The 25,061-nt window shown below is 63.8% G+C and carries 26 protein-coding genes and 1 tRNA gene; 12 read left to right on the forward strand and 15 right to left on the reverse strand.

What is annotated here, in order from left to right; all coding sequences use genetic code 11:
- Complete coding sequence (locus tag BSY238_RS04265; RefSeq protein ID WP_069040444.1) at positions 1-417, reverse strand: MAPEG family protein; 417 nt, start codon at positions 415-417, stop codon at positions 1-3.
- Positions 418-532: 115 nt separating this feature from the next.
- Between BSY238_RS04265 and BSY238_RS04270 the strand changes: the two genes are divergently transcribed.
- Positions 533-1,522 carry a GlxA family transcriptional regulator gene (locus tag BSY238_RS04270; RefSeq protein ID WP_069040445.1) on the forward strand — a complete coding sequence of 330 codons (990 nt, stop codon included), beginning with the start codon at positions 533-535 and terminating at the stop codon, positions 1,520-1,522.
- A gap of 75 nt (positions 1,523-1,597) precedes the next feature.
- Here the strand turns inward: BSY238_RS04270 and BSY238_RS04275 are convergent, their stop codons facing one another.
- On the reverse strand, positions 1,598-2,482 hold the full coding sequence (locus BSY238_RS04275; RefSeq protein WP_069038049.1) for a helix-turn-helix domain-containing protein: 885 nt from the start codon (positions 2,480-2,482) through the stop codon (positions 1,598-1,600).
- Between the two features lie 219 nt (positions 2,483-2,701).
- Here BSY238_RS04275 and BSY238_RS04280 point away from each other — a divergent pair, with 219 nt between their 5' ends.
- On the forward strand, positions 2,702-3,469 hold the full coding sequence (locus tag BSY238_RS04280) for a nuclear transport factor 2 family protein (RefSeq protein WP_069040446.1): 768 nt from the start codon (positions 2,702-2,704) through the stop codon (positions 3,467-3,469).
- 89 nt (positions 3,470-3,558) lie between these two features.
- Here the strand turns inward: BSY238_RS04280 and BSY238_RS04285 are convergent, their stop codons facing one another.
- Positions 3,559-4,212, reverse strand: a complete 654-nt coding sequence (locus BSY238_RS04285; RefSeq protein WP_069038050.1) for a laminin B domain-containing protein — start codon at positions 4,210-4,212, stop codon at positions 3,559-3,561.
- 178 nt (positions 4,213-4,390) lie between these two features.
- Positions 4,391-5,422 carry an alpha/beta fold hydrolase gene (locus BSY238_RS04290; RefSeq protein WP_223300263.1) on the reverse strand — a complete coding sequence of 344 codons (1,032 nt, stop codon included), beginning with the start codon at positions 5,420-5,422 and terminating at the stop codon, positions 4,391-4,393.
- Between the two features lie 463 nt (positions 5,423-5,885).
- Between BSY238_RS04290 and BSY238_RS04295 the strand changes: the two genes are divergently transcribed.
- From BSY238_RS04295 to BSY238_RS04305, 3 genes are all read left to right on the forward strand, one after another.
- A complete protein-coding gene (locus BSY238_RS04295; protein ID WP_083223918.1) occupies positions 5,886-6,596 on the forward strand; it encodes a PEP-CTERM sorting domain-containing protein in 711 nt (236 codons plus the stop codon).
- A gap of 190 nt (positions 6,597-6,786) precedes the next feature.
- The gene (locus tag BSY238_RS04300) at positions 6,787-6,990 is read left to right on the forward strand and encodes a type II toxin-antitoxin system VapB family antitoxin (protein WP_069038052.1); all 204 of its coding nucleotides are present in this window, start codon (positions 6,787-6,789) and stop codon (positions 6,988-6,990) included.
- Positions 6,987-7,370, forward strand: coding sequence for a type II toxin-antitoxin system VapC family toxin (locus tag BSY238_RS04305; protein ID WP_069038053.1), 384 nt, complete (start codon positions 6,987-6,989; stop codon positions 7,368-7,370). The genes BSY238_RS04300 and BSY238_RS04305 overlap by 4 nt, the downstream gene beginning before the upstream one ends.
- Positions 7,371-7,455: 85 nt before the next feature.
- Here the strand turns inward: BSY238_RS04305 and BSY238_RS04310 are convergent, their stop codons facing one another.
- The 10 genes from BSY238_RS04310 to BSY238_RS04350 all read right to left on the reverse strand — a co-directional run bounded on the left by BSY238_RS04310 (position 7,456) and on the right by BSY238_RS04350 (position 18,991).
- The gene (locus BSY238_RS04310) at positions 7,456-7,860 is read right to left on the reverse strand and encodes a hypothetical protein (RefSeq protein ID WP_150123879.1); all 405 of its coding nucleotides are present in this window, start codon (positions 7,858-7,860) and stop codon (positions 7,456-7,458) included.
- A 177-nt stretch (positions 7,861-8,037) separates the two neighbouring features.
- Positions 8,038-9,117, reverse strand: a complete 1,080-nt coding sequence (locus tag BSY238_RS17950; RefSeq protein WP_083223919.1) for a DUF4238 domain-containing protein — start codon at positions 9,115-9,117, stop codon at positions 8,038-8,040.
- Positions 9,118-9,284: 167 nt separating this feature from the next.
- Complete coding sequence (locus BSY238_RS04315) at positions 9,285-10,538, reverse strand: ribonucleotide-diphosphate reductase subunit beta (RefSeq protein ID WP_069038055.1); 1,254 nt, start codon at positions 10,536-10,538, stop codon at positions 9,285-9,287.
- Positions 10,539-10,685: 147 nt separating this feature from the next.
- Positions 10,686-13,538 carry a ribonucleoside-diphosphate reductase subunit alpha gene (locus tag BSY238_RS04320; protein ID WP_069038056.1) on the reverse strand — a complete coding sequence of 951 codons (2,853 nt, stop codon included), beginning with the start codon at positions 13,536-13,538 and terminating at the stop codon, positions 10,686-10,688.
- 179 nt (positions 13,539-13,717) lie between these two features.
- Complete coding sequence (gene ampD / locus BSY238_RS04325; RefSeq protein WP_069038057.1) at positions 13,718-14,263, reverse strand: 1,6-anhydro-N-acetylmuramyl-L-alanine amidase AmpD; 546 nt, start codon at positions 14,261-14,263, stop codon at positions 13,718-13,720.
- A gap of 249 nt (positions 14,264-14,512) precedes the next feature.
- A complete protein-coding gene (locus BSY238_RS04330) occupies positions 14,513-15,862 on the reverse strand; it encodes a sigma-54-dependent transcriptional regulator (protein WP_069038058.1) in 1,350 nt (449 codons plus the stop codon).
- Positions 15,832-17,463, reverse strand: a complete 1,632-nt coding sequence (locus BSY238_RS04335) for a sensor histidine kinase (RefSeq protein ID WP_223300264.1) — start codon at positions 17,461-17,463, stop codon at positions 15,832-15,834. Before BSY238_RS04335 ends, BSY238_RS04330 begins: the two co-directional genes overlap by 31 nt.
- Positions 17,435-17,677 carry a PP0621 family protein gene (locus tag BSY238_RS04340; RefSeq protein WP_069038060.1) on the reverse strand — a complete coding sequence of 81 codons (243 nt, stop codon included), beginning with the start codon at positions 17,675-17,677 and terminating at the stop codon, positions 17,435-17,437. Before BSY238_RS04340 ends, BSY238_RS04335 begins: the two co-directional genes overlap by 29 nt.
- Positions 17,678-17,915: 238 nt before the next feature.
- Positions 17,916-17,992, reverse strand: a tRNA-Pro gene (locus tag BSY238_RS04345).
- Positions 17,993-18,061: 69 nt separating this feature from the next.
- Complete coding sequence (locus BSY238_RS04350; RefSeq protein ID WP_069040448.1) at positions 18,062-18,991, reverse strand: polyprenyl synthetase family protein; 930 nt, start codon at positions 18,989-18,991, stop codon at positions 18,062-18,064.
- A gap of 181 nt (positions 18,992-19,172) precedes the next feature.
- Between BSY238_RS04350 and rplU the strand changes: the two genes are divergently transcribed.
- The 4 genes from rplU to proB all read left to right on the forward strand — a co-directional run bounded on the left by rplU (position 19,173) and on the right by proB (position 22,121).
- On the forward strand, positions 19,173-19,484 hold the full coding sequence (rplU, locus tag BSY238_RS04355; RefSeq protein WP_069038061.1) for a 50S ribosomal protein L21: 312 nt from the start codon (positions 19,173-19,175) through the stop codon (positions 19,482-19,484).
- Between the two features lie 50 nt (positions 19,485-19,534).
- A complete protein-coding gene (gene rpmA / locus BSY238_RS04360) occupies positions 19,535-19,798 on the forward strand; it encodes a 50S ribosomal protein L27 (RefSeq protein ID WP_069038062.1) in 264 nt (87 codons plus the stop codon).
- A gap of 132 nt (positions 19,799-19,930) precedes the next feature.
- Positions 19,931-21,022, forward strand: a complete 1,092-nt coding sequence (gene cgtA, locus BSY238_RS04365) for an Obg family GTPase CgtA (RefSeq protein ID WP_069038063.1) — start codon at positions 19,931-19,933, stop codon at positions 21,020-21,022.
- Entirely contained in the window at positions 21,006-22,121 is a 1,116-nt protein-coding gene (gene proB, locus BSY238_RS04370) for a glutamate 5-kinase (protein ID WP_069038064.1), read from the forward strand. The genes cgtA and proB overlap by 17 nt, the downstream gene beginning before the upstream one ends.
- Positions 22,122-22,133: 12 nt before the next feature.
- Here the strand turns inward: proB and BSY238_RS04375 are convergent, their stop codons facing one another.
- Positions 22,134-23,603, reverse strand: coding sequence for a sensor histidine kinase (locus BSY238_RS04375; protein WP_069038065.1), 1,470 nt, complete (start codon positions 23,601-23,603; stop codon positions 22,134-22,136).
- A gap of 122 nt (positions 23,604-23,725) precedes the next feature.
- Here BSY238_RS04375 and BSY238_RS17955 point away from each other — a divergent pair, with 122 nt between their 5' ends.
- From BSY238_RS17955 to BSY238_RS04385, 3 genes are all read left to right on the forward strand, one after another.
- Entirely contained in the window at positions 23,726-23,887 is a 162-nt protein-coding gene (locus tag BSY238_RS17955) for a DUF1328 domain-containing protein (protein WP_083223920.1), read from the forward strand.
- A gap of 39 nt (positions 23,888-23,926) precedes the next feature.
- Positions 23,927-24,565, forward strand: a complete 639-nt coding sequence (locus BSY238_RS04380) for a response regulator (protein WP_069038066.1) — start codon at positions 23,927-23,929, stop codon at positions 24,563-24,565.
- A 91-nt stretch (positions 24,566-24,656) separates the two neighbouring features.
- Positions 24,657-25,058 (forward strand): response regulator, encoded by a 402-nt coding sequence (locus tag BSY238_RS04385; RefSeq protein WP_223300265.1) that lies wholly within the window; start codon positions 24,657-24,659, stop codon positions 25,056-25,058.
- Positions 25,059-25,061 lie beyond the last annotated feature (3 nt).

Below are 25,061 nucleotides of genomic sequence, written 5' to 3' on the forward strand. Positions count from 1 at the left end.
TCATTGCACGGACACCCACAGCAGACGCACGACCCACGACGTCAGCAGCGCGATCTGGACCAGCATGAACAGGAAGCGCAGGCGGATCGCCCGGCGCCGACCCGAACTCAGGTGGGTCACCGTCTGGCCGACACGGGCGGCGAACACCCACAGGGCCGTCGAGTCGGTGATGCCGGCGTGGCCGCTCAGCGCAGCGGCAAGGACCAGCGCTGCAAACACCGGCAGGTTCTCGCAGCAGTTCGCGTGAGCCCGGCACAGCCGGCCGGAAAAGGGCGACACATCATCGCCGGCCGGGGTGAACGCGTCGGCCGCACGCTGGCGCGTGACGACCAGGGTGGTGCGCAATGCCGCGATCGCCACCAACAGCAGCAGCGTCAGGGTGGCGTACAGCAGCATGGCAAGCAGTGAGGGCGACATCGATGCGGGCTCCTTGAAGACATGCAGCAACCGGTAGATCAGGCCTCCATGCTGAGGCCGCACGGGCTCGCCATCGAGTGTCCATATCGACATCTACCGGGCTAATATGGACAACATGAAAACCGCCGTACTCATCCTGCCCGGCGTGCTCGACATCAGTCTGGGCATCACGCTCGACGTGATGAACACCGCCAATCGCCTGTGCGTGCTCGCGAAGCGGCCTGCCCTGTTCGACATCACGCTGGCCGGCAGCGGACGACGGCGCGAGCGCAGCGGCTCCGGGCTCGAAGTCGGGCCGCTCGAACGCATGGCCGATCTGCCACCGCCCGAACTGCTGCTGTTGCCGGGTGCCAATCGCGCCTCGCGCAGCGAGCTCGAAGACTGGCTGGCGACCCGCGAGGTCATGAAGGCCATGGACCGGGCGGGCGACTGGCTCGACGCCGGCACGCAGGTGGCGGCGTCCTGCGTCAGCACCTTCGCGCTCGCGCAGGCCGGTCTGCTCGACGGCCGCGTCGCCACGACGAGCTGGTGGCTGGCGCCCTGGTTCCGCGAGCGCTTTCCGCGCGTCGACCTCGACATGGCGCGCATGGTGGTGCGTGACGGCGCGATCAGCACGGCCGGCGCCGCGCTGGCTCAGGCTGATCTGATGCTCTCGCTGGTGGCCCGCCACGGTTCGGAGGAACTGGCGCGCAGCTGCGCCCGCTTCCTGATGCTGGATCACCGCGTGTCGCAGAGCCAGTACGCCATCGCCTCGCATCTGGTCAGTCAGACCCCCACGCTGCAGCGCGCCGACCACTGGCTGCAGGCGCGCCTCGGCGAACCGGTCACGCTCGCCCTGCTGGCCGAGGCGCTGCACATGACACCGCGCACGCTGAGCCGGCACTTCGCATCGGCGGTCGGCATGTCGCCGATCCGGTACGTGCAGAAATTGCGCGTCGAGCGCGCGACACAACTGCTCGAAACCGGGCTGGCATCGATCGAGTCGGTCGCCGCGCAAGTGGGGTACGCAGACGCGTCGATGCTGCGCAAGCTGCTGCGCCGCGAACGAGGCTTGTCGCCACGCCGGGTCAGACCGCAGTCACGCGGGCCCGCTGCACAGGGCTGACGGAACAGGACAGCCGGCAAATGCGAAGTGCACAGCGCGCGCAGGGCGATGAACCGCCCGCCAGCGCGGCCCTGGTCAGGCGGACGGGCGGTAGCGTCGTCGAAATGAATCCGGTGTCATGCCCACGACACGCTTGAAGAACTTGAGGAAATTGGTGGGTTCGGAAAAGCCCATCGCCTCGCCGATGGCCGTCGTCGTCGCACCGGTATGCACCAGCAGGCGTTGCGCTTCGAGTGCCGTGCGGCGGTCGATGAATGCCTTCGCAGACATGCCGACGCGGTCGAGGCAGACGCGCGACAGCGTGCTGGGCGACACCCGCAGGCGCCGGGCGATGGCGTCCACCGTGGGCCGCGTGGTGGCCGAAGCATCCAGGTCACGCTGCAAGCGCTGGAACAGGCGTTCCTGCGCGGTGCGCGCAGGTGCGGCGATGCGTGCGGCACGGCTCAGCAACACCATCAGGCTCAGGAACAGCTCGCGCGCCAGCCGCGCGCTGACGTCATCGACACGATCGCGGTCGAGCTGGCGTTCGAGCACGCGGGTGAGCGCTTCGCCGTCGCGCTGATCCTCGGCGGACAACACGAACGCAGCCGGCCACTCGTCGATCTGCAGCAACTGGAAGGCCGGGTCGGCCAGCGCGCTGGCAGCCAGTTGAGCCAGCCGGGTATCCACCAGCAACAGCAGGCCGTGCACACCCGGGTGCAATCGCCACTGCTGCACCTGACCGGGGCGCACGACCACCACGGCGCCCGGCGCCAGGCGCACCGGCTGGAAGTCGATCAGGTGTTCGCAGGCCCCCTCGCTGATCAGCAGAACGATCAGGAAGTCGACGCGCTCCGCTTCGGCCAGCCGATCGGCCGTCACCCGGCTGCGAAGTGCGTCGAGGCTGAGCACCTCGACGCCGATTTCGGACAGGCGGGCGTTATCGAAATGGGTATCGCGGACCTGCGCCGTCGTGCTCATGCGTGCTTCCAGAATTGGTCGAGTGCTCGATTTTGACCATAAATTGCCGAATCGCAACCTCGGCGTATCGCGTGCCCTCGGACAGACTGCGAGTTCGATGACAACCCAGCTCTCACGCCAATGAAAAGCCCCCGCCTTGCCCATGCCACCGTCGCGGTCGTCGCGGCACTCGCCCTGTCCGGCTGCGCAGGCTCACACACTTCGAAGGAGAAAATCACCATGACCACCGACCGCAAGACTCAAGTTGTCGCCCTGCTCAAGGCAATCGAAACCGGTGAATCAGCGCCGGTCGCCGTCATCAACCCGGACCGTTACGTGCAGCACAACCTCGCCGTGTCCGACGGGCTCGCCGGATTCGGCGCCGCACTCGCCGCACTGCCCAAGGGATCGGCGCGGGTCAATACGGTGCGCGTGTTCCAGGACGGCGACTACGTGTTCACCCACACCGACTACGACTTCTTCGGCCCGAAGATCGGCTTCGACATTTTCCGCTTCGAGAATGGCCGCATCGTCGAGCACTGGGACAATCTACAGCCGACGCCTGTCGCGCCCAACCCGAGCCGGCGCACGATGATCGACGGCCCGACCGCGATCATCGACCTGGACAGGACTGACGCCAACAAGAAGCTGGTGGCGGCTTTCGTCGACGACGTCCTGGTGAACGGCCGCCTTGACCGGCTCGCCGGGTACTTCGACGGCGACCACTACCGCCAGCACAATCCGCAAATCGCCGACGGCCTGAGCGGCCTGGGTGCCGCGCTCGAAAGCCTGGCCAGGGCGGGCATCACCATGAAGTACCACACGGTGCACAAGGTGCTGGGCGAGGGCAACTTCGTGCTGACGGTCAGCGAAGGCGAGTTTGCCGGCAAGCCGACCGCGTTCTACGACCTGTTCCGGGTGGAGAACGGCAGGATTGCCGAACACTGGGATACGCTGGAAACCATTCCGCCGCGCGCCGAGTGGAAGAACGGAAACGGCAAGTTCTGACGGCTGGCGCGTGGAGACAGCCGGCAGGTGCCGGCTGTCCGGCTGCGCCACCTTCAGGGCGTGTGGCGAGGGGGCAACGCCGCGCCGCCTCAGCCCGCCGGCCGCGCCTTCCGACCTGCTGCGAATGCGATGAATCCGAGGCCGCACAGCAGCATCACGGCAGTGCCCGGTTCCGGCACCAGGGAGACGTTGTCCAGATGGCCGATGTCGGAACCCGTCTGATATTCCGCACGAATTTTCAACGATGACAGGTTCGACAGGACGGCGAGGAACTGCTCGTCCGTCGGCGCGCTGCCCGACAGGTTGCCCAAGCGCCATCCGGTCGCCGACAGGGGCACCGAATACGAGGTCCATGCGTTGTTGGCCGGATTGCTTGCCGTGTTGTAGACGACCGTCAGCCCGCCGCCCTGCAGGATCACATCTTCGGCATTGAACTGGTTGGGGGAACCGGGGTAGCGCTGCATGAGATCGAACGTCAGCTGCGTTCCGAAGGCGCCAGCGAAATTGCCGTGGAACTGCGCGGGCGCCACGAAATAGGTCACGCCCCCGGTGGTCAGATCGTCGATGAACACATTGCCGCCCGGATTGCCGTCGGTGCCACTCCAGGTCAGGGGTCGTTCCACGTCGCCCTGGGCACTCCAGCCCTCGGCATCCGTGTCGAAGGTGCTCGTGACGGCATGCGCCGGGAATGAAGCCGCAAGAAGCAGGGCCAGTGCGGAAACGCGAAGATGGCTCTCGGTCATTGTCGTGTACCTCCAATGTTTTGAGCGGGTCCGGCGTTGCAATCAGCCCGGCCGTACAGTGGATCGCAAGACCGACGCCACTGCAAGCGGCCACCGTCACGCGCGACCATCACGGTTACCCGACGCACCGGCCCGGCCCGAGGACACGGGGATCTGCCCCCGGCTTCTGCGCTGCGAACTACCTGCGGCCGGCCAGCGCCTTGTCCAGCACCCCGGTGAACACGTCGAAATTCTCGATCTGCGGCATGTGGCCCAGATCCGGCAGTTCGTACAGCACGGCGCCGGGAATCAGCGCGGCGGCCGTCTTGCCTAGCCGGTCGTAGCGCCCCGGTTCGTAATCGACGCCGGCTCTCATCCACCCGCGACCGGGGCCGGTGCGATCGCGCGTTCCGATGATCAGGCTGACCGGCACCGACAGGTCGCCGAATTCGGTCACGACCGGCTGGGTGAAGATCATGTCGTAGGTCAGCGCATTGACCCAGGCCACCTGCGCCTTGTCCGGTCCCTGGAGCTGACCGACGAGGAAATGGGTCAGCGCCGCGTAGCGGTCGTTCCACTCGCCGGCGTAGTAACTTTCGCGCTGATATTTGGCGATGCCCGCGGCGGTCTGCGCCTGCTCCGCCTTGTAGAAGAAATCGGTGTCCTTGTACTCGGCATACTTCAGGTAGTTTTCCAGGCCGATCGGGTTCACCAGCACCAGTTGCTGCACCGCCTGCGGAAACATCAACGCGAAGCGACTGGCCAGCATGCCGCCCATCGAATGCCCGACGACGATAGCCTTTTCGATGCCGAGCGACGTCATCAGCGCGCGGGTGTGATTCGCCAGCGCGGGAAACGAATACTGGTACTGCATCGGCTTGGACGACTTGCCGAACCCGATCTGGTCGGGCATCAGCACGCCATAGCCCTGCTTCTGCAGATGGCGGGCGGTGGACGCCCAGTAATCGGCGTTGAAGTTCTTGCCGTGCAACAGCGTGACCACCGGCTTGCCGGCCTCGCCCGGCAGATGGATGTAAGCCATTTCCAGCGACTGACCCTGCGACACGATCGGGAAGAACTTCACCCCGAACGCGTATGCGTAGCCGGTCAGCCGGGCATCGTAGGACAGCTTCGAAAGGTCTTCCGCCGCACGGTCTTCAGCCGCACGCGCAGGAAGGCAGAGCGGCAGCAGCACCGCACACAGCAGGACACTCAGACGCAGCAGGGACACGGCACTCTCCGGATGGGCAGGCAGACACACGGTCGACGCGGGCGCGCCGGCGCGGTTCCGAAGCAGGGTACATGTTTCGCGCAACGGGCCGCGCTCATCTCCTGCCGGTGCGCTCGAAGGGAACAGCTTCGCTGGTCACCAGCGGTGTCTCGCGCCACGCGCCTGATGTTGGGCATCGCTGCGCTCACCCCAACCTACCGCGATGCGCAAGCAGTCTTGTCAGATCTTGCGCCGCCTTGCCGTCGTGGGGGTCACATCCCGCGCGCAGGGACGAAGCCACAGCGCTCAATCCGCGTAACCGCCCTCGCGCTGGTGTCTCACCGCCAGCACGATCGCCATGTCGCGGCCCGCATGCAGGGCCCCGTGACCCGCCCGGCCATGCGAAATCACTGCCTGTGGAAACGCAAAGGCGTCGAAATTTCTTACACCTGGAAAAGCTGATTCGCATAAACGACTTTTTTGTATGGACAACGTCCTTGGTGCAGTACTTGCTAGACGCTGTCCCGCGCATTCGTCGTCATGCGCCGACGCGCATCACCATTTCTCACACCACATCCGGATAACAGTCATGCTCCTTTTCAAGAAGCTCGCCCTTACCTCAGCGTTGGTTATCAGCTGCGGACTGACGCAAGCCGCGACCCCGACCGTCGCCTACGAATTCACCGAGTCCTTCGTCGGCAATGTGACCTATGACTGGAACACATTTCCCATGGAGCGTTACGAAGACTTCGTCCTCGCGCCGGAGGGCAGCGATCTGCCGTCACTGCTGCAGAGCGCGACGCAACACACCTTCACGCCCTTCTACGCGCCGGCTTCCGGTCAAACTTACTGTTATGACGAAGGCGGTTGCGCGCTGACCGGCGGCAACGCGCACGGCAGCTACACCGGCCTGTACTGGGTGGACTATTTCAAGGAGATAGCCGGCAGCAACACCGTGTACGAATACGCCGGCTGGTTCGAATACACCGGCGGAACAGGCGTGTTCGAAGGCATCACGGGTGGCGGCACCTTCATCGGCCGGGAAACCTATCCCTCTCCCTTTGACCAGGTCCTCAGCAAGACGGTACAGGGCAACTTCGCTCTGCCGGTGCCCGAGCCGGAAACCTGGGCATTGATGGTGGCCGGACTGGCCCTCGTTGCCGGCATGTTGCGCCGGGTGCGGATGCCGATCTGACGTCGCGACGACGTCAGCGATCGAGGGGCCTTTCGGCGCCCCCTCGATCACGTCCGCTAAGTCATGGCAGTGTTCCACCACAGACCGCCGGACAACGGCCGTCGCCCCTGTTTCGGACTTCATGCACCTTGCGAAACGCATCCGGATTGGCGCACCATGACATCAAATCCGATGCACGCAAGGACATCCCATGAGAACGACCGTGACGATAGATGACGCCCTGTACGAGCGGGCGCTTGAAGTGGCCGATCCGTCCATGGACAAGGCCGACCTGTTCCGCGAAGCAATCAAGACCTATGTCAGGGTGCAGTCGGCCAGACGGCTCGCCGCGCTGGGCGCAACCCAGCCCGACATGCCGGACATTCCGCGCGCGCGGGCTGACGCCCCCCAGTGAGCGGCATCCTTGTCGATGCCTCGGTGTGGGTGGATCACTTCCGCCACGGTAACGACTCGCTCATCCAGCTTCTGGATAGCGACCTCGTACTGATCCACCCGCTGATCATCGGCGAACTGGCCTGCGGCACCCCACCAAGCCGCGCGCAAACACTGACCGACCTCGCCAGCCTGCAGCCCGCCCGTCAGGCCAGTGCGGCCGAAGTGCTGGCATTCATCAACCGAGAACACCTGTTCGGCCTCGGCTTCGGCATCGTAGACATGCACCTGCTCGCCTCTACCTTGATCACGCAAGGCGCCAGATTGTGGACACTGGACAAGCAACTGGACATGCTGGCGGAGCGGTTCGGCGTGACTCGTCGAATGGAGCGCACTGAGTGATCGGGCCGGAGGAACAATCCTCTTGGAATAATCGGGATCTGTCTCCTATTACGCTATTGTTCGCTATTTCTTTAATTTTTATTGATCATGCGTTGCTACGCTTCCGAAGCGCTTCTAACAGGAAGCCTTCGAGACGCTCCCTATTCAGATGCTGAGTGTGAGCATCGATATCGTTAGCTAGTGCCTTAAGCTCGGCAATGGTCGGTACTGGGTGTTCGTTTCCATAGGCATCTCTTATGTGAGCATCTCCGTCCAATTCCTTTGCCCACAGTCCATGTACCAAGTCATTTCTCTTTTCCGTCAGGCTCTCGCATGTGTTCACGAGCGCTTGCAGTTTGATCAAGGCAGTGCCTTCGCCGAGAGCCTTTCGGGCAAGTGTCTTGGTACGATCTCGAAGCTGTCGAGCGCTTTCGTACTTCGTAGCGACAAGCGCTTCGGCAGGGGTAACACCCGTTAGAGTCTTGATCGTCATTTTTAGGATATGGATCATGTGCTCATGCCGAAGTGCAACCTCGCCAAATGCGGCAAGCAACTCCGGGTCCTCGGGTACGTGAAACCCGATAAATCTCATTGATTGGTCTTTGCTATGCATAACACCTAAGTTAAGCCGAACCGCGCAACGGCTTGAGCCTAAAAGTTTTCAATGGCTGACGTTCAAAATGGTGGCCTACCCCGCTACTTCCCCTGTTTTCTTAGTTTTCAGCCCCTTGGCGTATAGATCTAACTCAGCTGTAGTCTGAGAGATATGAAACTCGGCCCAACTTTTTTGCTCCGAACGAACAATCTCGCGATCTACGACGCTAGGACGAAGCATGCACATATCAGGATCCATATCCTCCGAAAAGATATACCGATGCGCATTTTTAATAATCAAACACTGAATCTTAACTGCAATGTTATTTGGCAGTTTTTCACCGCGTCGAAAAGCTGGCTTTCTTCCAACATGCGTATATAGCAAGCAGTCGGGCGACAGTGGCAAGAAGATTTCAGACCCGTCTCTACCCCAACCACCTCCAAGATCAAACGTTTCGTCTCCATAATAATTAAGTTTAACCACCGGATTGTCGCTGGTTAGCCATTTCATTCCGTCAGGGGGGCGTACAACAGTCCAACGGTGCTCCTCTAAACACTTAACCGTTTTGGTTAGAAGCATCTCGATCGCATATAGCCAATAGGCTCTTCCAGCGATTGTTTCGAGAATCAACTTTCCTGTTCGTGCGCCAGGCTTAAATTCTGTACGCATTGAAATTGGTATAGAAACAGATTCTGAGTCCTCGCCGATACGCAACGCCGGACGATTCTCTGGCATCATCGCAAGGTCCTTCACTGCGCCTTCCAATACCTCCTCGAGCATCGAAGGCAAGTATTCGGCTGCGCGATTAACTATTTCGGTCATGCGCGCGGGCGTACGGACGTCCTGGAGCGCGACGAAGCGTGCCAATCGCCGCCATTCAGTTGGCGAAACAGCCCTTCCAACTAAAATTTTTTCGATCACGACGTTTGCGGGACTCTCAAAATCGATGGAGAACCAGCGTTCCATCTCATCTGAATCTCTACCATCTCTTAGCCGAGTATATAGATGCTCTCTTTTTGCAATTGTCTCAATTGAATGCTGTTTCCAAGAGCGCACATTAGCGTGGGGCACGAGCAATCTGTACGTCCATACTTTTGGGGTACCAGCAGCCCATCTTTTCAGATAGTGTTCTGGAACATAATGATTACGCACGCAAAAATCAACAGGCGACATTTGTTTCCTTGAAGAATCAAACACCTTAGTTCGCGCCGAGGTAATGTAGCGGCACGAGTGGACAACCAGCGCCCATATCCACTTAAAACGTTTGGAGTTTGGGCACTCGAGGCATCGACCGGAGCACGTTAAAAAGCCGGCATCAGCCGGCTTTTTTATCTCAAACCTCAATCCCAACTCAACGCCCCACCCGTCTGATACTCGATCACCCGGGTCTCGAAGAAATTCCTTTCCTTCTTCAGATCGATCATTTCGCTCATCCACGGGAACGGGTTCTCTGCACCCGGGTAAAGCACATCGAGACCGATCTGCTGGGCGCGGCGGTTGGCGATGAAGCGCAGATATTCCTTGAACATGGCTGAGTTCAGGCCGAGCACGCCGCGCGGCATGGTGTCTTCGGCGTAGCGGTATTCGAGCTCGACGGCCTTGCGGAACAGGGTTTTGAGCTCTTCGCGGAATTCGACGGTCCACAGGTGCGGGTTTTCGAGCTTGATCTGGTTGATCAGGTCGATGCCGAAATTGCAGTGCATGGACTCGTCGCGCAGGATGTACTGGTACTGCTCGGCCGCACCGGTCATCTTGTTCTGCCGGCCGAGGGCGAGGATCTGCACGAAGCCGACGTAGAAGAACAGGCCTTCCATCAGGCAGGCGAACACGATCAGGCTTTTCAGCAGTTGCTGGTCGGTTTCGGGCGTGCCGGTCTTGAACATCGGGTTGGTCAGCACGTCGATGAACGGAATCAGGAATTCGTCCTTGTCGCGGATCGACTGCACTTCGTGATAGGCGTTGAACACTTCGCCTTCGTCCAGACCGAGCGACTCGACGATGTACTGGTAGGCGTGCGTGTGGATCGCCTCTTCGAAGGCCTGGCGCAGCAGGTACTGGCGGCACTCGGGCGCCGTGATGTGGCGGTAGGTGCCGAGCACGATGTTGTTGGCGGCCAGCGAATCAGCGGTGACGAAGAAGCCGAGGTTGCGCTTGATGAGGCGGCGCTCGTCGTCGGTCAGGCCGTTGGGCGTCTTCCACAGCTCGATGTCGCGCTGCATGTTCACTTCCTGCGGCATCCAGTGGTTGGCGCAGCCGGACAGGTATTTGTCCCACGCCCACTTGTACTTGAACGGCACGAGCTGGTTCACGTCGGTGCCGCCGTTGATGACGCGCTTGTCTTCGGCGCGGATGCGGCGCATGCGGGTCGATTCGGTCGCGGCCGGCGCGGGAGCGCGCGGCGCGATCGGCAGTTCGGCGATGGGGGCGTGGATCGGCAAGGGATCCGCGTACATATCGCGGCGGGCCGCCGCTCCCACAGGGGCTGCGCCAGCGCGCGGGGCGAACCCGGTAGCCGCCGGTTCGGCGGTGGCGGTGCGCAGGCCGAGGCCGGGTTGCGGGGTGTTCACGGGCAGGTCGTCTTCAAAACTCAGCATGGGTGTTCTCTCCGTGGGCGGTGCGTGGAGCGACCGGGTTCTGGTTGATTCGGTTGTATTCGGTTCGCGTTCAGTCGGCGTGCGTGCGGACCTGACGCCGCCCTGCCCTGCTGCGCATGCAGGGTTCCGGGCGGCGGTGCAGCCGGCTTACTGGCAGGCTTCGCAGGTCGGGTCGTCGATGGCGCAGAACTTGGGTTCGGCTTCGCTCGGCACGGCGTTGAGCTCACCGCCGCGGCCGGTCGACTTCTCGGCGTGCGTGGCGCCCATGGCGCGCAGGTAATACGTGGTCTTGAGGCCGCGCAGCCAGGCCAGCTTGTAGGTTTCGTCGAGCTTCTTGCCCGATGCGCCGGCCATGTAGATGTTCAGGCTCTGCGCCTGGTCGATCCATTTCTGGCGGCGCGACGCGGCTTCGACCAGCCACTTCGGCTCGACTTCGAAGGCGGTGGCGTACAGGCTGCGCAGTTCGGCCGGAATGCGGTCGATGCGCGACAGCGAACCGTCGAAGTACTTCAGGTCGGCGACCATGACTTCGTCCCACAGGCCCATCTTCTTCAGATCACGCACCAGGTGCTCGTTCACCACGGTGAATTCGCCCGACAGGTTCGATTTGACGAACAGGTTCTGGTAGGTCGGCTCGATGCTGGCATCGACGCCGATGATGTTCGAAATGGTCGCGGTCGGCGCGATGGCGAGGCAGTTGGAATTGCGCATGCCGTAATTGGCGATGCGGCTGCGCAGTGCGCTCCAGTCCATCGTGACCGAGCGGTCGACTTCGAGGTAGCCGCCGCGCTCTTCGGCCAGGATGTCGAGCGAGTCGTGCGGCAGGATGCCGCGGTCCCACAGGCTGCCCTTGTAGCTGGCGTAGCGGCCGCGCTCTTCGGCCAGTTCGGTCGAGGCCCAGTAGGCGTAGTAGGCGACGGCTTCCATCGAGCGGTCGGCGAATTCGACCGCGTCGTCGGAGGCGTACGGCGTGCGCAGCTCGTGCAGCGCTTCCTGGAAGCCCATCAGGCCCATGCCGACCGGGCGGTGCTTCAGGTTGGAATTGCGCGCCTTGCCGACCGAGTAGTAATTGATGTCGATGACGTTGTCGAGCATGCGCATCGCGGTGCGGATGGTCTTGCGCAGCTTGTCGTGGTCGAGCACCTTGTTGCCCTGGCCGTCGTCCTTCAGGTGGGCGACCAGATTGACCGAACCGAGGTTGCACACGGCGATTTCAGTGTCGGACGTGTTCAGCGTGATTTCGGTACACAGATTGCTGGAGTGCACCACGCCGACATGCTGCTGCGGCGAGCGCAGGTTGCACGGGTCCTTGAAGGTGATCCAGGGGTGGCCGGTTTCGAACAGCATCGACAGCATCTTCCGCCACAGCGCAACCGCCGGCATTTTCTTGAACACGCGGATTTCGCCGCGCGCGGCCTTCTCTTCATAGCGGGTATAGGCGGCTTCGAAGGCGCGGCCGAACAGGTCGTGCAGGTCGGGGCAGTCGGACGGCGAGAACAGCGTCCATTCAGCGTTTTCCATCACGCGGCGCATGAACAGATCCGGAATCCAGTTCGCGGTGTTCATGTCGTGCGTGCGGCGGCGGTCGTCGCCGGTGTTCTTGCGCAGTTCGAGGAATTCCTCGATGTCGAGGTGCCAGCTTTCCAGATAGGCGCACACCGCGCCCTTGCGCTTGCCGCCCTGATTGACCGCGACGGCGGTGTCGTTGACCACCTTCAGGAAGGGCACGACGCCCTGGCTCTTGCCGTTGGTGCCCTTGATGTGCGAGCCCAGCGCGCGCACCGGCGTCCAGTCGTTGCCCAGACCGCCGGCGAACTTGGCCAGCAGCGCGTTTTCCTTGATCGCCTCGAAAATGCCGTCGAGGTCGTCGGCCACCGTCGTGAGGTAGCACGACGACAGTTGCGGGCGCAGCGTGGCGCTGTTGAACAGCGTCGGCGTCGAGCTCATGAAGTCGAAGCTGGCCAGCAGCTGATAGAACTCGATGGCGCGCGCTTCGCGGTTGATTTCGTTCATCGCGAGGCCCATGGCGACGCGCATGAAGAACACCTGCGGCAGTTCGATGCGGCGGTCGCGGATGTGCAGGAAGTAACGGTCGTACAGCGTCTGCAGACCGAGGTAGTTGAAGCGCAGGTCGTTGCGGTGGTCGAGCGCAGCACCGAGCTTGGCGAGGTCGAACTGCGCCAGCTTCGGGTCGAGCAGTTCGGCTTCGATGCCCAGCTTGATGTAGCGCGGGAAATAGTCGGCGTAGGCGGTGGCCATCGCGCCCTGCGATGTTTCTTCGCCCAGCACTTCGGCGCGGATGGTGTGCAGCAGCAGGCGGGCGGTGACGTAGCCGTAGGCCGGGTCGTTCTCGATCAGCGAGCGGGCGGCCAGGATGGCCGACTTGCGCACTTCATCCACCGGCACACCGTCGTACAGATTGGTCAGCGTGGCGTCGAATATGGTGGCGACCGACACGACGTCGCCCAGGTTTTCGCAACTGTCCTGGATCAGCGTGCGCAGCGCTTCGCGGTCAAGCGGCATGCGGCGGTCGCCATCGACCACGTGCAGCACCGGCTGCTCGATCGACGCTTCAACGGCCTGCTGCTTCTGCGCACGTTCGGCCGAACGCTTCTCGCGATACAGCACGTAGGCGCGGGCCACGTCGTGCTCGGCCGAACGCATCAGCGCCAGTTCGACCTGGTCCTGGATGTCTTCGATATGGAAGGTGCCGCCGTGCGGCAGGCGGCGCAGCAGCGCACCGACAACCGCGTCGGTCAGCGCCGCAACCTGTTCGCGCACACGCGCCGACGCCGCGCCCTGCCCGCCATTGACCGCCAGGAAGGCCTTGGTCATGGCGATGGAAATCTTGGCCGGCTCGAACGCCACCACGGCACCGTTCCTGCGGATGATCTTGTAATCGGAGTGCGCACTGTGCGCGGCCGCCGAAGACTCGAGGCTGATCTGGTCCGGCGTGCCGGACAGTGAACGGTTGCTGCCGTGTTCGGCGGTGATTTGCATGCGTACATCTCCCTGGAGAACCGCAGCCACGCTGCGGCGGAATGAGTCTGGAGGTGGGGAAGTGTGCTCTTCGACCACTACCTATAGTGGTTCAAGCGGTTTGAGCTACTAAGTGTAGTGATGCGACCCGGACACCGCAAGCGCTTTTTTCCGCTCGCAGCGAATCCGCCGGAAACGCTTCAGGGGCGCGGGATACCGACCGCCGACCAGTCGAAACAGGCGCCCGGATCGGTCTTTCGACCGGGTGCCACATCCGAATGGCCTACGACATCGGCAATCGGATGGCGCTGGCGCAGCGCCCCGATCAGCGCGCGGGCGCGCGCGTACTGGGCGGCTTCGAAGGGCAGCACGTTGCAGCCTTCGAACTCGATGCCGACCGAAAAATCGTTGCAGCGGCTGCGCCCCTGCCAGCTCGATACGCCCGAATGCCAGGCGCGCTCAAGGGTGGACACGAACTGCAGCAGTTCGCCGTCGCGCCGCACCACGAAGTGCGACGACACCCGAAGTACCGAGATATCAAAGAAGTAGGGATGAGCCGATGGGTCGAGCCGGTTGGTGAACAGGTGTTCGATCCAAGGCCCGCCGAAATCGCCTGGCGGCAGGCTGATGCTGTGCAGCACGATCAGCGACACCGCGGTGTCGTCCGGCCGCGCATCGCGATTGGGCGAATCGACGCGCCGCGCCGCCGCGCACCAGCCGTCGGCGTCGATGGCGTGCTCAATCATGCCAAACCGCAATCACGCGCGGCTTCCGCAGCTGCCCCTGTGGGAGCGGCGGCCTCGCCGCGATGGGCGCCGGCCCTGTGGGAGCGGCGGGGCCGCCGCGATACGCACTCTGCACAACGATGGTCGCTGCACCGATCGCGGCGGGGCCGCCGCTCCCACAGGTCGCTCAAACACAGGTCGCTCCCACAAGGGCCGGTGCCGATCACAGCGCCCACAGGTGGTGCCGCTCCCGCATCCGCTGCCCGACCTTCACTCATTGATGCCCAGACGCTGCAGGCGGTAGCGCAGCGAACGGAAGGTGACGCCGAGCAGACGGGCGGCGGCGGTCCGGTTGTAGCGGGTCTTGCGCAGCGCGTCTTCGATGGCTGCGCGTTCCATGCGGTCGAGGTAGTCCTGCAGCGGCAATTCGCCGGCCGGATCGGCGGGTGCGTCGTCGTCGGCCGGCATCAGGCCGAGGTCGGCGGCGTCGATCTGTGCCTCGGCGCTCAGCGCGTAGGCGCGTTCGAGCACGTTTTCGAGCTCGCGCACGTTGCCCGGGAAGGGGTAGGCGCACAGTGCGTCGATCGCCGCGCGAGTGAGCACCGGATGCGCATGGTCCGGCGCAGCGATGCGATCGAGCAGGGTCTGCGCGAGCTGCGGAATGGATTCGCGGCATTCGCGCAGGCTGGGCATGCGCAGTTCGAGCACGTTGAGGCGGTAGAACAGGTCCTGCCGGAAGCGGCCGTCATCGACCATCTGCTTCAGATTGCGGTGGGTGGCGCTGATCAGCCGGATGTCGGTCGACTCTTCGCTGCGCGCGCCAACGCGGCGCACCGACTTTTCCTGGATGGCGCGCAGCAGCTTCACCTGCATCGACAGCGGCAGATCGCCCACTTCGTCGAGAAACAGCGTGCCGCCCTTCGCCGCCTGGAAATGGCCTTCGCGGTCGGCGTCCGCGCCGGTGAAGGCGCCCTTGGTGTAGCCGAAGAACTCCGACTCGACGAGGGTTTCGGGAATGGCGCCGCAATTGACGGCGATGAACGGCCCGGCGCGGCGCGCGCCCAGTTCGTGGATGAGCCTTGCGGCGCGCTCCTTGCCGCTGCCCGATTCGCCCTGGATGTTGACCGGCGCACTGCTGCGCGCCAGCTTGGTGATCATGTCGCGCACATGCACCAGCGCCGGCGCGTCACCGACCAGCGCATCGGCGCCCTGTGCCGGCGACGCGGCGTTGCGACCCGGCAGGTCGAGCGCGGAACGCACCAGCGCGCGCAGCTGTTCGATCGACACCGGCTTGGCCAGATAATCGAAGGCACCCGCCTTCAGCGCAGCGACCGCGTTGTCCATGCTGCCGTAGGCGGTGATGACGGCGACCGGCAGGTCGCGGTGGTGTTCGGCGATGTGGCGCACCAGATCCATGCCTTCGCCGTCCGGAAGGCGCATGTCGGTCAGGCACAGCGCGAACTGCTCGCGCGCGAGGAAGTCGCGCGCCTGTGCGACGGTGCCGGCGAGCGACGCATGCAGGCCCATGCGGGCCAGCGACATGTCGATCAGCTCGCGCAGATCGTCTTCGTCGTCGACCACCAGCACTTTCAGCTCAAGTTGTGATCGCCGACGTTCCATGCACCGTCCCAGCTTCTGTTCATGCCGCGTACGCGGAAGTGCGCACCCGGCGAATTATCCACGAACTCCAGCCGCGCCCCGTTGGCTTCGCACAGTTCGCGCGCGATGTAGAGCCCGAGGCCGGTGCCCTTGCTGTGCGTAGTGAAGAAGGGCTCGAACAGATGGGTGCGCACCGCGATGTCGATGCCCGGGCCGTCGTCGAGCACTTCGATCAGCGTAGCGTCGTCTTCGCCGCGCACGATGATGCGGACCGATTCCTGGCCCGGACTGGCGTAGCGCAGCGCATTGACCACCAGATTCCACAACACCTGATGCAGGTGGCCGCGGTCGAACCAGATCGCGCCCGATGTCGGCGCATCGATGCGCACGCGGCTGCGTACCGAGGCATCGCGCATCGCCAGTTCGTCGACGAAGCTGCGCGCATAGACGGCGACATCGAGCAACTCGGGTTCGGCCCGGTCGCGACGGCCGAGTTCGAGCACGTCACTGACCAGCCGGTCGAGCCGCTGGCTGTTGTCGCAGATGATGCGGGTGAGCCGGGCCTGCGTTTCGGCGCGACGCTCTTCCTGCAGCAGTTCGGCCGCCTGCGTGATGGCCGACAGCGGATTGCGGATTTCGTGCGCCATGCTGGCGGTCAGCCGGCCGAGTGCGGCCAGCTTGATCTGGCGCGCCTGCTCGCGCAGCCGCGCCAGATCCTCGACGAACACCAGGTGACCGCCCTGCTCGCCGGCCGGCACGCAACGCACGCGAACGGCCGCCGGCCGCGCCGGCAGATCGAGCACCATGACCCGTTCTCGATCGGCCGACGCGATGCCGGACAGCAGGTCGTCGAGCGCGGGCGAGAAGTCGGCCAGCGTGACCGGACGCGGCATTGCGGGGTCGAGCAGGCGATGCGCCTGCGGATTGGCCTGCCTCACGCGACCATCGGGATCGACCACCAGCACGCCGTCTTCCATGTCGCGGATGACACGCTCATTCACCCGCATCTGTTCGGCCAGATCGCGCCCGCGCTCTCGCGCCAGCAACTCGTTGGCGATGACGCGACGGGCCAGCAGTCGCACCGCAATCGCCGTCGCGAAGAAGCCGATGCTGATGGTGCCGACCTGCACGAAAGTGGTCGCGTCATCGACCGTCGTGATCGCCTGTATCGACTGCTCGAACAGCATGGCGAGACTGGCCACCGCAGCGTAGAACACGGCCAGCCTGCCCTGCCCGACCAGCGCCGCGAAGGCGAGCACGACCACGTGCATGAAAGGCAGGCCGCTGCTCGCGCCGCCGCTGGCGTAGGTGAGCAGGGTCAGAAAGACGATGTCGGCCATCACGCCCAGCGTGAGCCGACCACCGGATGTCGGCAGCATGCGGTCGGCGCCGAGCATCGTCACCAGCGCGAAAGTCCAGTACGCGAGCGCCGTGCGCGAGAACAGCGCTTCGTTGTAGCGGCCGAAGCTGATGTCGCCCGCGAAGCCGAGCACTATGGCCAGCAGCACCGAGGTCATCAGCAGCCGGTAAAGGCTGAAATAGCGCAGCGGCGTCAGCGACGACAGACTGACGCTGTCGTCGTCGGCCGCCGTGTCAGCGACCGTCGTCGGGCGCATCCGCATGCGCGTCCCGGTGTTCGATGGAACAGTAATGTCGCTCGCCAGCCGCCAGCGCCTCGCCCTCGGGCAGGCGCAGGCCACAGTGCGCGCACTGGACGATCTGCTCGATTGCCTTGGTTTCGGGCTTGCGTTCGACCGGATCGGGTTTGCGTGTCTTCTTGAAGAACCACAGCCAGGCGACCAGCGCCAGCAGTGCAAAAAAGAGGATTCGGGTCATCGTTGCGCGAAAAGGTCGGGTTCGGCGGATGCCGCGGCAACGCGCAACTGCCGCGTCGCCTGAACCGCCCGCCAAGCTTACGGCGCAGCCGCGATTTGCGCGAGCCCCGCGGGTCGCCGGACACGGTGTGATGACTCGACGATTCGCCAGGGACCTGCGCCTTGAGGACGCTGATATCGAAGTCGCTGTGGGAAAAACAAAAAAGCCACCTCGGAAGGTGGCTTTTTCGCGGGATTCTTGGTCGGGGAAAGAGGATTCGAACCTCCGGCCCCTGCGTCCCGAACGCAGTGCTCTACCAGGCTGAGCTATTCCCCGATCTGCACGGCCGGTAACCCGTGCAGCACTGCTATTCCGTCGCCCTGCGGCAACGAGGCGCGCATTATGCTAGAACTCTCGCTCAACTGCAAACGCTGCGAGATCAAACAGACTCTGCATGTATTCGTTGGACGGCAAACCCTGCAGCGCCGCGCTTGCGAGCGCTGCCTCGGCGCGTGCGTGAATGCGTGCCGCATCGATCGCACCGCTGGCTACGACCGCTTCGAGCACGGCGGCCCAGTCATCGCGCCCGCCCTCTTCGATCGCATGCCGCACGGCGGCCACCTGCGGCGGCGTGCCGTTCTTCATGACGTGGATCAATGGCAGCGTGGGCTTGCCTTCCGCCAGATCGTCGCCAAGATTCTTGCCGATGGATTGTTCGTCGCCGGAGTAATCGAGCACGTCGTCGATCAACTGGAACGCCGTACCCAGATGCATGCCGAAGCGCGCGAAACGCTCTTCGACTTCGGGCGTCGCCCCTGCCAGCAACGCGCCCAGCCGGCTGGCCGCCTCGAACAGCTTGGCCGTCTTGTAGCGGATCACCTGCAGGTAGCGCTGCTCATCGACGTCGGCGTCGTGGCAGTTGAGCAGCTGCAGCACTTCGCCTTCGGCGATCACATTGGTGGCTTCGGCCAGTACCGCCTGCACCCGCATGCTCCCCACGCCCACCATCATCTGGAAGGCGCGCGAGTACAGGAAATCGCCAACCAGCACCGACGCGGCATTGCCGAACAGCGCATTGGCGGTCTTGGCACCGCGGCGCAATTCGGATTCGTCGACCACGTCGTCGTGCAACAGCGTCGCCGTGTGAATGAACTCGACGACCGCCGCCAGTTCGGTGCGATGCACACCGGTGTAGCCGCAGGCGCCTGATGTCAGCAGAACCAGCGCCGGACGCATCCGCTTGCCGCCTGCACCGATGATGTACTCGGCAACCTGACGCACCAGCACGACTTCGGAATGCAGCCGCTCGCGGATGACCACGTCGAGCTGGCTCATGTCGTCGGCGATCAGGCTGTAGAAACGGTTCAGGGATGACAAGGCAGACGGCCGACGCGGAAAAACGCGGATGGTAGCAGCGCACGCCCGCCCGTCAAGTTCGTGCATGCACCCCCCTTTGACTTCGACGCCCGGGCTCGGATATACTTGTTGATTCCCTTAAACCTTATTGGGGTTACACATGTACGCGGTCATAAAAACCGGTGGCAAGCAGTATCGCGTTGCCAGCGGCGAAAAAATCAAGGTAGAACAGATACCTGCGGATGTGGGCTCGGAAATCGTGATCGACCAGGTTCTGATGGTCGGCGAGGGCGAATCGGTCAAGATCGGTGCGCCCCTGGTTGCCGGTGCCAGCGTTCGTGCAACGGTGCTCACACAAGGGCGCCACAAGAAGGTGACGATTTTCAAGATGCGCCGCCGCAAGCATTTCCAGAAGCATCAGGGGCATCGTCAGAATTACACCGAGCTGCGCATCGAAGCCATCAACGGCTGAGAGTGTTAACAGTGCGTTGGCCGCACTGAGCGTATTCAGGAGAGCATGAAATGGCACACAAAAAAGGCGGCGGCAGTACGCGTAACGGTCGCGATTCAGAGTCGAAGCGTCTTGGCGTCAAGAGCTACGGCGGTCAGCTGATTTCGGCAGGCAGCATCATCGTGCGTCAGCGCGGTACCGAATTCCATCCCGGCGACAACGTCGGCATGGGCAAGGATCACACGCTGTTCGCGAAGATCGAGGGCGTTGTACAGTTCTCCATCAAGGGCGCAACCCGCCGTCGCGTGGTGACCATCGTTCCGGCTGCAGCCTGATTCAGGCTTTACGGAACCGAGGCCCTGCCCCCGAGGCAGGGCTTTTTGTTTGTGCCGCCGGTACGACACGGCAGGGCACTGAGACGGCGTTCTCGTTGTATCCAGCATTGATCAAGTCAGGTGTGAAGCGAAATGAAGTTCTTTGACGAAGCGAAGATAGAAGTCATCGCCGGTGACGGTGGAAATGGCTCTGCCTCGTTCCGGCGCGAAAAATTCATTCCGTTCGGCGGGCCCGACGGCGGTGACGGTGGTCGCGGCGGCAGCATCTGGGCCATTGCCGATCGCAATCTGAACACGCTGATCGATTTCCGCTACACGCGCATGTTCAAGGCCGACAGCGGCGCCAATGGTCGTGGCGCCGATTGCTACGGCCGCGGCGGTGAAGACCGCGAGCTGCGCATGCCGGTCGGCACGACAATTACCGACCTGGCGACCGGCGCAGTCATCGCCGACCTGGACCGCGACGGCGCGCGCGCGCTGATCGCCAAGGGCGGTCGCGGCGGTCTGGGCAATCTGCATTTCAAATCGAGCACCAACCGGTCACCCAAACAGACCACGCCCGGTGAAGAAGGCGAACGGCGCGAACTGAAACTCGAGTTGAAGGTACTGGCCGATGTCGGTCTGCTCGGCATGCCGAACGCCGGCAAGTCGACCTTCATCCGCGCAGTGTCGGCGGCGCGGCCCAAGGTGGCCGATTACCCCTTCACCACGCTGGCACCGAATCTTGGCGTGGTACGGGTCGACGAGTCGCGCAGTTTCGTGCTGGCCGACATTCCAGGCCTGATCGAGGGCGCTGCCGAAGGCGCCGGCCTGGGGCACCAGTTTCTGCGCCACCTGCAACGCACGCGCCTGCTGCTGCATCTGGTCGACATCGCACCGTTCGACGAGGCGGCTGACCCGCTGCACGACGCGCGCGCCATCGTCGAGGAACTCCGCCGTTACGACGACGCCCTGTACCAGAAGCCACGCTGGCTGGTGCTGAACAAGATCGACCTGATACCCGAAGACGAACGTGCAGCGCGCGTGAAAGCTTTCGTCGACGCCTTCGGCGCCGAACGCGTCTTCACCATTTCGGCACTGACGCGCATCGGCTGCGACGGCCTGTGTTATGCCGTGATGGACCACGTCGAAGCGACGCGCCCGCCGCCCGATCCGGAGCCTGACGTGCGCGATCGCGACATCACTGAACCCGCCGACGAGAGCGACGATGAGAGCGCGAATTGAGCGAGCGAAACGACTGATCGTCAAGGTCGGCAGCGCGCTGGTCACGAACAACGGCGCCGGGCTCGACCTCGGCGCACTGCAGGAATGGGCGCGCCAGATCGCCGCATTGCGCGCCGATGGCCGCGAGGTGCTTCTGGTGTCGTCCGGCGCCATCGCTGCTGGCATGCAGCGTCTCGGCTGGGCCACACGGCCGCACGCGATGCACGAATTGCAGGCCGCGGCCGCCGTCGGCCAGATGGGCCTGGCGCAGGCCTATGAAGGGGCCTTCTCCGGTTACGGTCTGGTATGCGCGCAGGTACTGCTGACGCACGAAGATCTGGCCGACCGCACACGCTACCTGAACGCCCGTTCGACGCTGTCCACGCTGATGGAACTGGGCGTGGTGCCCGTCATCAACGAGAACGACACCGTCGTCTACGAAGAAATCAAGTTCGGTGACAACGACACGCTGGGCGCGCTGGTCGCCAATCTGACCGAAGCCGACTGCCTGATCATCCTGACCGACCAGAACGGCCTGTACACGGCCGACCCACGCAAGGACCCTGCCGCCACGCTGATCAGCGAGGGCGATGCCGACGACGCGCGTTTCGAGGCGATGGCCGGTGGCGCCGGCAGCGGCATTTCGCGCGGCGGCATGATCACCAAGGTGCGTGCGGCGCGGCGTGCCGCACGCAGCGGCGCCGATACGGTGATCGCCAGCGGCCGCGAACCGGATGTGCTGCTGCGGCTGGTGCGTGGCGAAGCGCTCGGGTCGTATCTTAAGGCCGGCAGTTCGCCGCTGGCTGCACGCAAGCAGTGGCTGGCCGATCATCTGCAGATGGTCGGCACGGTCACCCTCGACGAAGGCGCCGCGCGCGCGCTGCGCCAGGGCAAGAGCTTGCTGCCGGTGGGCGTGATCGACGTTCAGGGTCAGTTCGAGCGCGGTGCCGTCGTGGCATGCCGCGATACCCAGGGCAATGAGCTGGCGCGCGGGCTGATCAACTATTCGGCGTCGGAAACGCGTCGCATTGCCCGGCGCGCCTCGTCGGAGATCGAAGCGCTACTGGGCTACATCGACACCGAAGAACTGATCCACCGCGACAACATGGTGCTCGCCTGATCGCTGCGCGGGTCAGTCGCCGGCCGGAAGCGGCAGACTGAGACACAACTGCGTGCCGCGTCCCGGCGCGGGACCGATGCGGAAACTCCCGCCCAGCGCGTCGGCGCGGTACTTCATGCCGAGCAGACCATGCGACCCGGTCTTGCCGCGCGCGCCGGTGGCGATGCCAACACCGTCGTCGACAATGTCCAGCGCGATCTTTCCATCGGCCACCGACAACGTGATCGTCACGCGATTGGCCTGCGCGTGCTTGCGGATATTGGTCAGCGCTTCCTGGACCACACGATAGATCGCGATGCCGCGGTCGCGGTCGAGCTCGAGCGCGTCCGGCAGCAGCAGCTCCAGTTCGAAGGGCGCCGACGCGCGGGTTTCGTCCGCCAGTGCTTCGAGGGCCGGCAGCAGGCCCAGGTGCGTCAGCACGGTCGGCACCAGACCTTCGATGACGCGCCGCTTGATCTGCACACCCTGCTCCAGGATGTCGCACACGCGGGCCAGAGAATCGACGTCAGGGCTGCCCTGCTTGCGCGCGCGGCGCAGCAGCATCGACGCTTCCATCCGGCTTGCCGTCAGGATGGAGCCGAGCTCGTCGTGCAGTTCGCGCGCCAGCGCCGACTTCTGTCGCTCGGCTTCGGTCTGCAGGTGGCTCGCCAGTTCCGAAAGCTCCTCGGTGCGCACGCGCACCAGCGCATCGAGCTCGTCGCGCGCCTCGCGCAGCCGGTTCGCCGTGGCCAGTTCGACCTGACTGCGCATCGAGTAGGCGCGCAGCAGCAGGATGAGCAGCAGAACGCCGATCGCGACGACCGCGATGGCCACGCTGCGCTGATGCTCGATCTCCTCGCCCAGCAACGCCATCTGTTCCTCCAGATAGGCACGCTCCGTCTTCACCAGCGGTTCCAGCGCCTCACGCAGCGGCTCCTGTGCGACGACCTGCGGCAGGAAGACATCCATCACTTCGACCGGACTCGCGTTGGCCGGCAGCTCGCGCAAGCGCTTGAGCTCTTCCGCTTCGGCCACGCTGACACTGCGCACCAGGGCAATGCGCTCCGGATCGATCCGGCGGCGCATTGCCCAGCCGACCACTTCGTCTGCGGCACTGGCCAGCCGCTGCGCCGCAATGAGGTGCTGCTGCAGGTGATCGGCGGAGGGTTCCTCGATGTACCGGGCTTCGGTCATCGCAACATGCGCGTTGTCGAACACGAGATCGTTCAGCGCGGCCAGCGACAGACGCGATGCATCGATTTCCTCGCGTGCGCGCTGCATGGACTGAAAGGTGGTTTCGGATATCACCGTGAAGGCGATGCCGATGGCGACGACCAGCAAGGCGCCCCAGCGAAAGCGCGCCAGCCGCATCAATACGCTGTCGGTCAGCCGCTCGGCACCACCGGTGGCCGATTCGGCCTTGCGCGCAGCGCGCGACAGACCTTCGGTAATGACGCGGCGCCGCGCCGAGCCGGTTGTGGCCGGACGTTCGGCGTCAGACATGTCCGACGTCCGGCCGATGATGCGGACGACAGCTGCAGGCGCCGCGACGCCCTATCGTCAACCCATGAGTTCCGACGCAGGCGTCGGGCAAGAAAAGTGATCCATTCACCCAGGAGGCTGCCATGCTTCACTATGCCCTTATCTTCTTCATCGTTGCCCTCATTGCTGCCCTGTTCGGTTTCGGTGGTATTGCCGCCAGTGCGGCGGGTATAGCAAAAATACTGTTCTTCGTCTTTCTGGCGCTTACGCTGGCATCCTTCGTACTCGGGCTGTTCAGACGCTGAGCGTCTGCGGCCTGCGGCACCCACTGAAGGAAACCGACCATGAACAAACGACGCATCCTGCTCGCTGACGATCACCAGATCGTCCGCAACGGTCTGCGCCAGCTCATCAATGGCGAAGCCGATCTTGAAGTCTGCGCCGAAGCGGCGACGAGTGCGGAAACGCTGACATTGCTGCGTCAGCAGGACTTCGATGTGCTGCTGCTCGACATATCGATGCCCGACCGCGACGGCATGGATACGTTGCGCCTGCTGCGTACCCACCGCGCCGACCTGCCGGTACTCATCATCAGCGCCTATGCGGAAGAACAATACGCGCTGAACATGCTGCGCGCGGGTGCCAATGGCTACATCCGCAAGGATGCCGACGTGGAAGACATCCTGACGGCCATCCGCACTGTGCTGCGCGGCCGGCGCTATGTCAGCGATGTCGTGGCCGACCTGCTGACGCAGCGGCTCAACGGTGACAACGACGCGCCGGCGCATCAGCAGCTGTCGGAGCGCGAGTTCCAGGTGCTGCACAAGCTGGCCACCGGCAAGTCGGTCACCGAAATCGCCGAAGAACTGTTCATCAGCGTCAAGAGCGTCAGCACCTACCGCAGCCGTCTGCTGACCAAGTTGAACCTGAAGAGCAATGCCGAACTGACCTATTACGCGCTCAAGAATGGATTGATCGAGTGACCGCGTCTGTCGGCTCCGACCTACAGTTAGCCGGGAGCATTCATGCGAAACTCGCGCTCCCGGGCTTTGCCCCCTGACGCACGACACCGCCGTGGAATGGCCCCGCTCTCCTACCGAAGCCGCACGGCAGCGCCCGATCCGGGTGCTGCTGGTCGAAGATTCTCCGCTCATCCGCAAGCATCTGGTTGCCCTGCTTGAGGACAGCGAGGGGATCAACGTGAGCGACGAAGTAGACACCGAAGCGGCAGCAATCGCCGCGCTCGACAGCAACAGCTTCGATGCCGCCGTGGTTGATCTGCAACTGCGGGAAGGCAGCGGATTCGGCGTGCTGCAGCATCTGAAGCGCCACTACCCCGACGTGCTCGCGGTCGTACTCACCAACAGCAACACGCCCGCCATGCGCGCACGCAGCCTGGCGCTCGGCGCCCATCACTTCCTGGACAAATCGAGCGAATTCGACCGCGTGGCCGAACTGCTCGAAGCCCTGCGCTGACGG

It is taken from the genome of Methyloversatilis sp. RAC08 (assembly GCF_001713355.1).
Lineage (GTDB): Bacteria > Pseudomonadota > Gammaproteobacteria > Burkholderiales > Rhodocyclaceae > Methyloversatilis.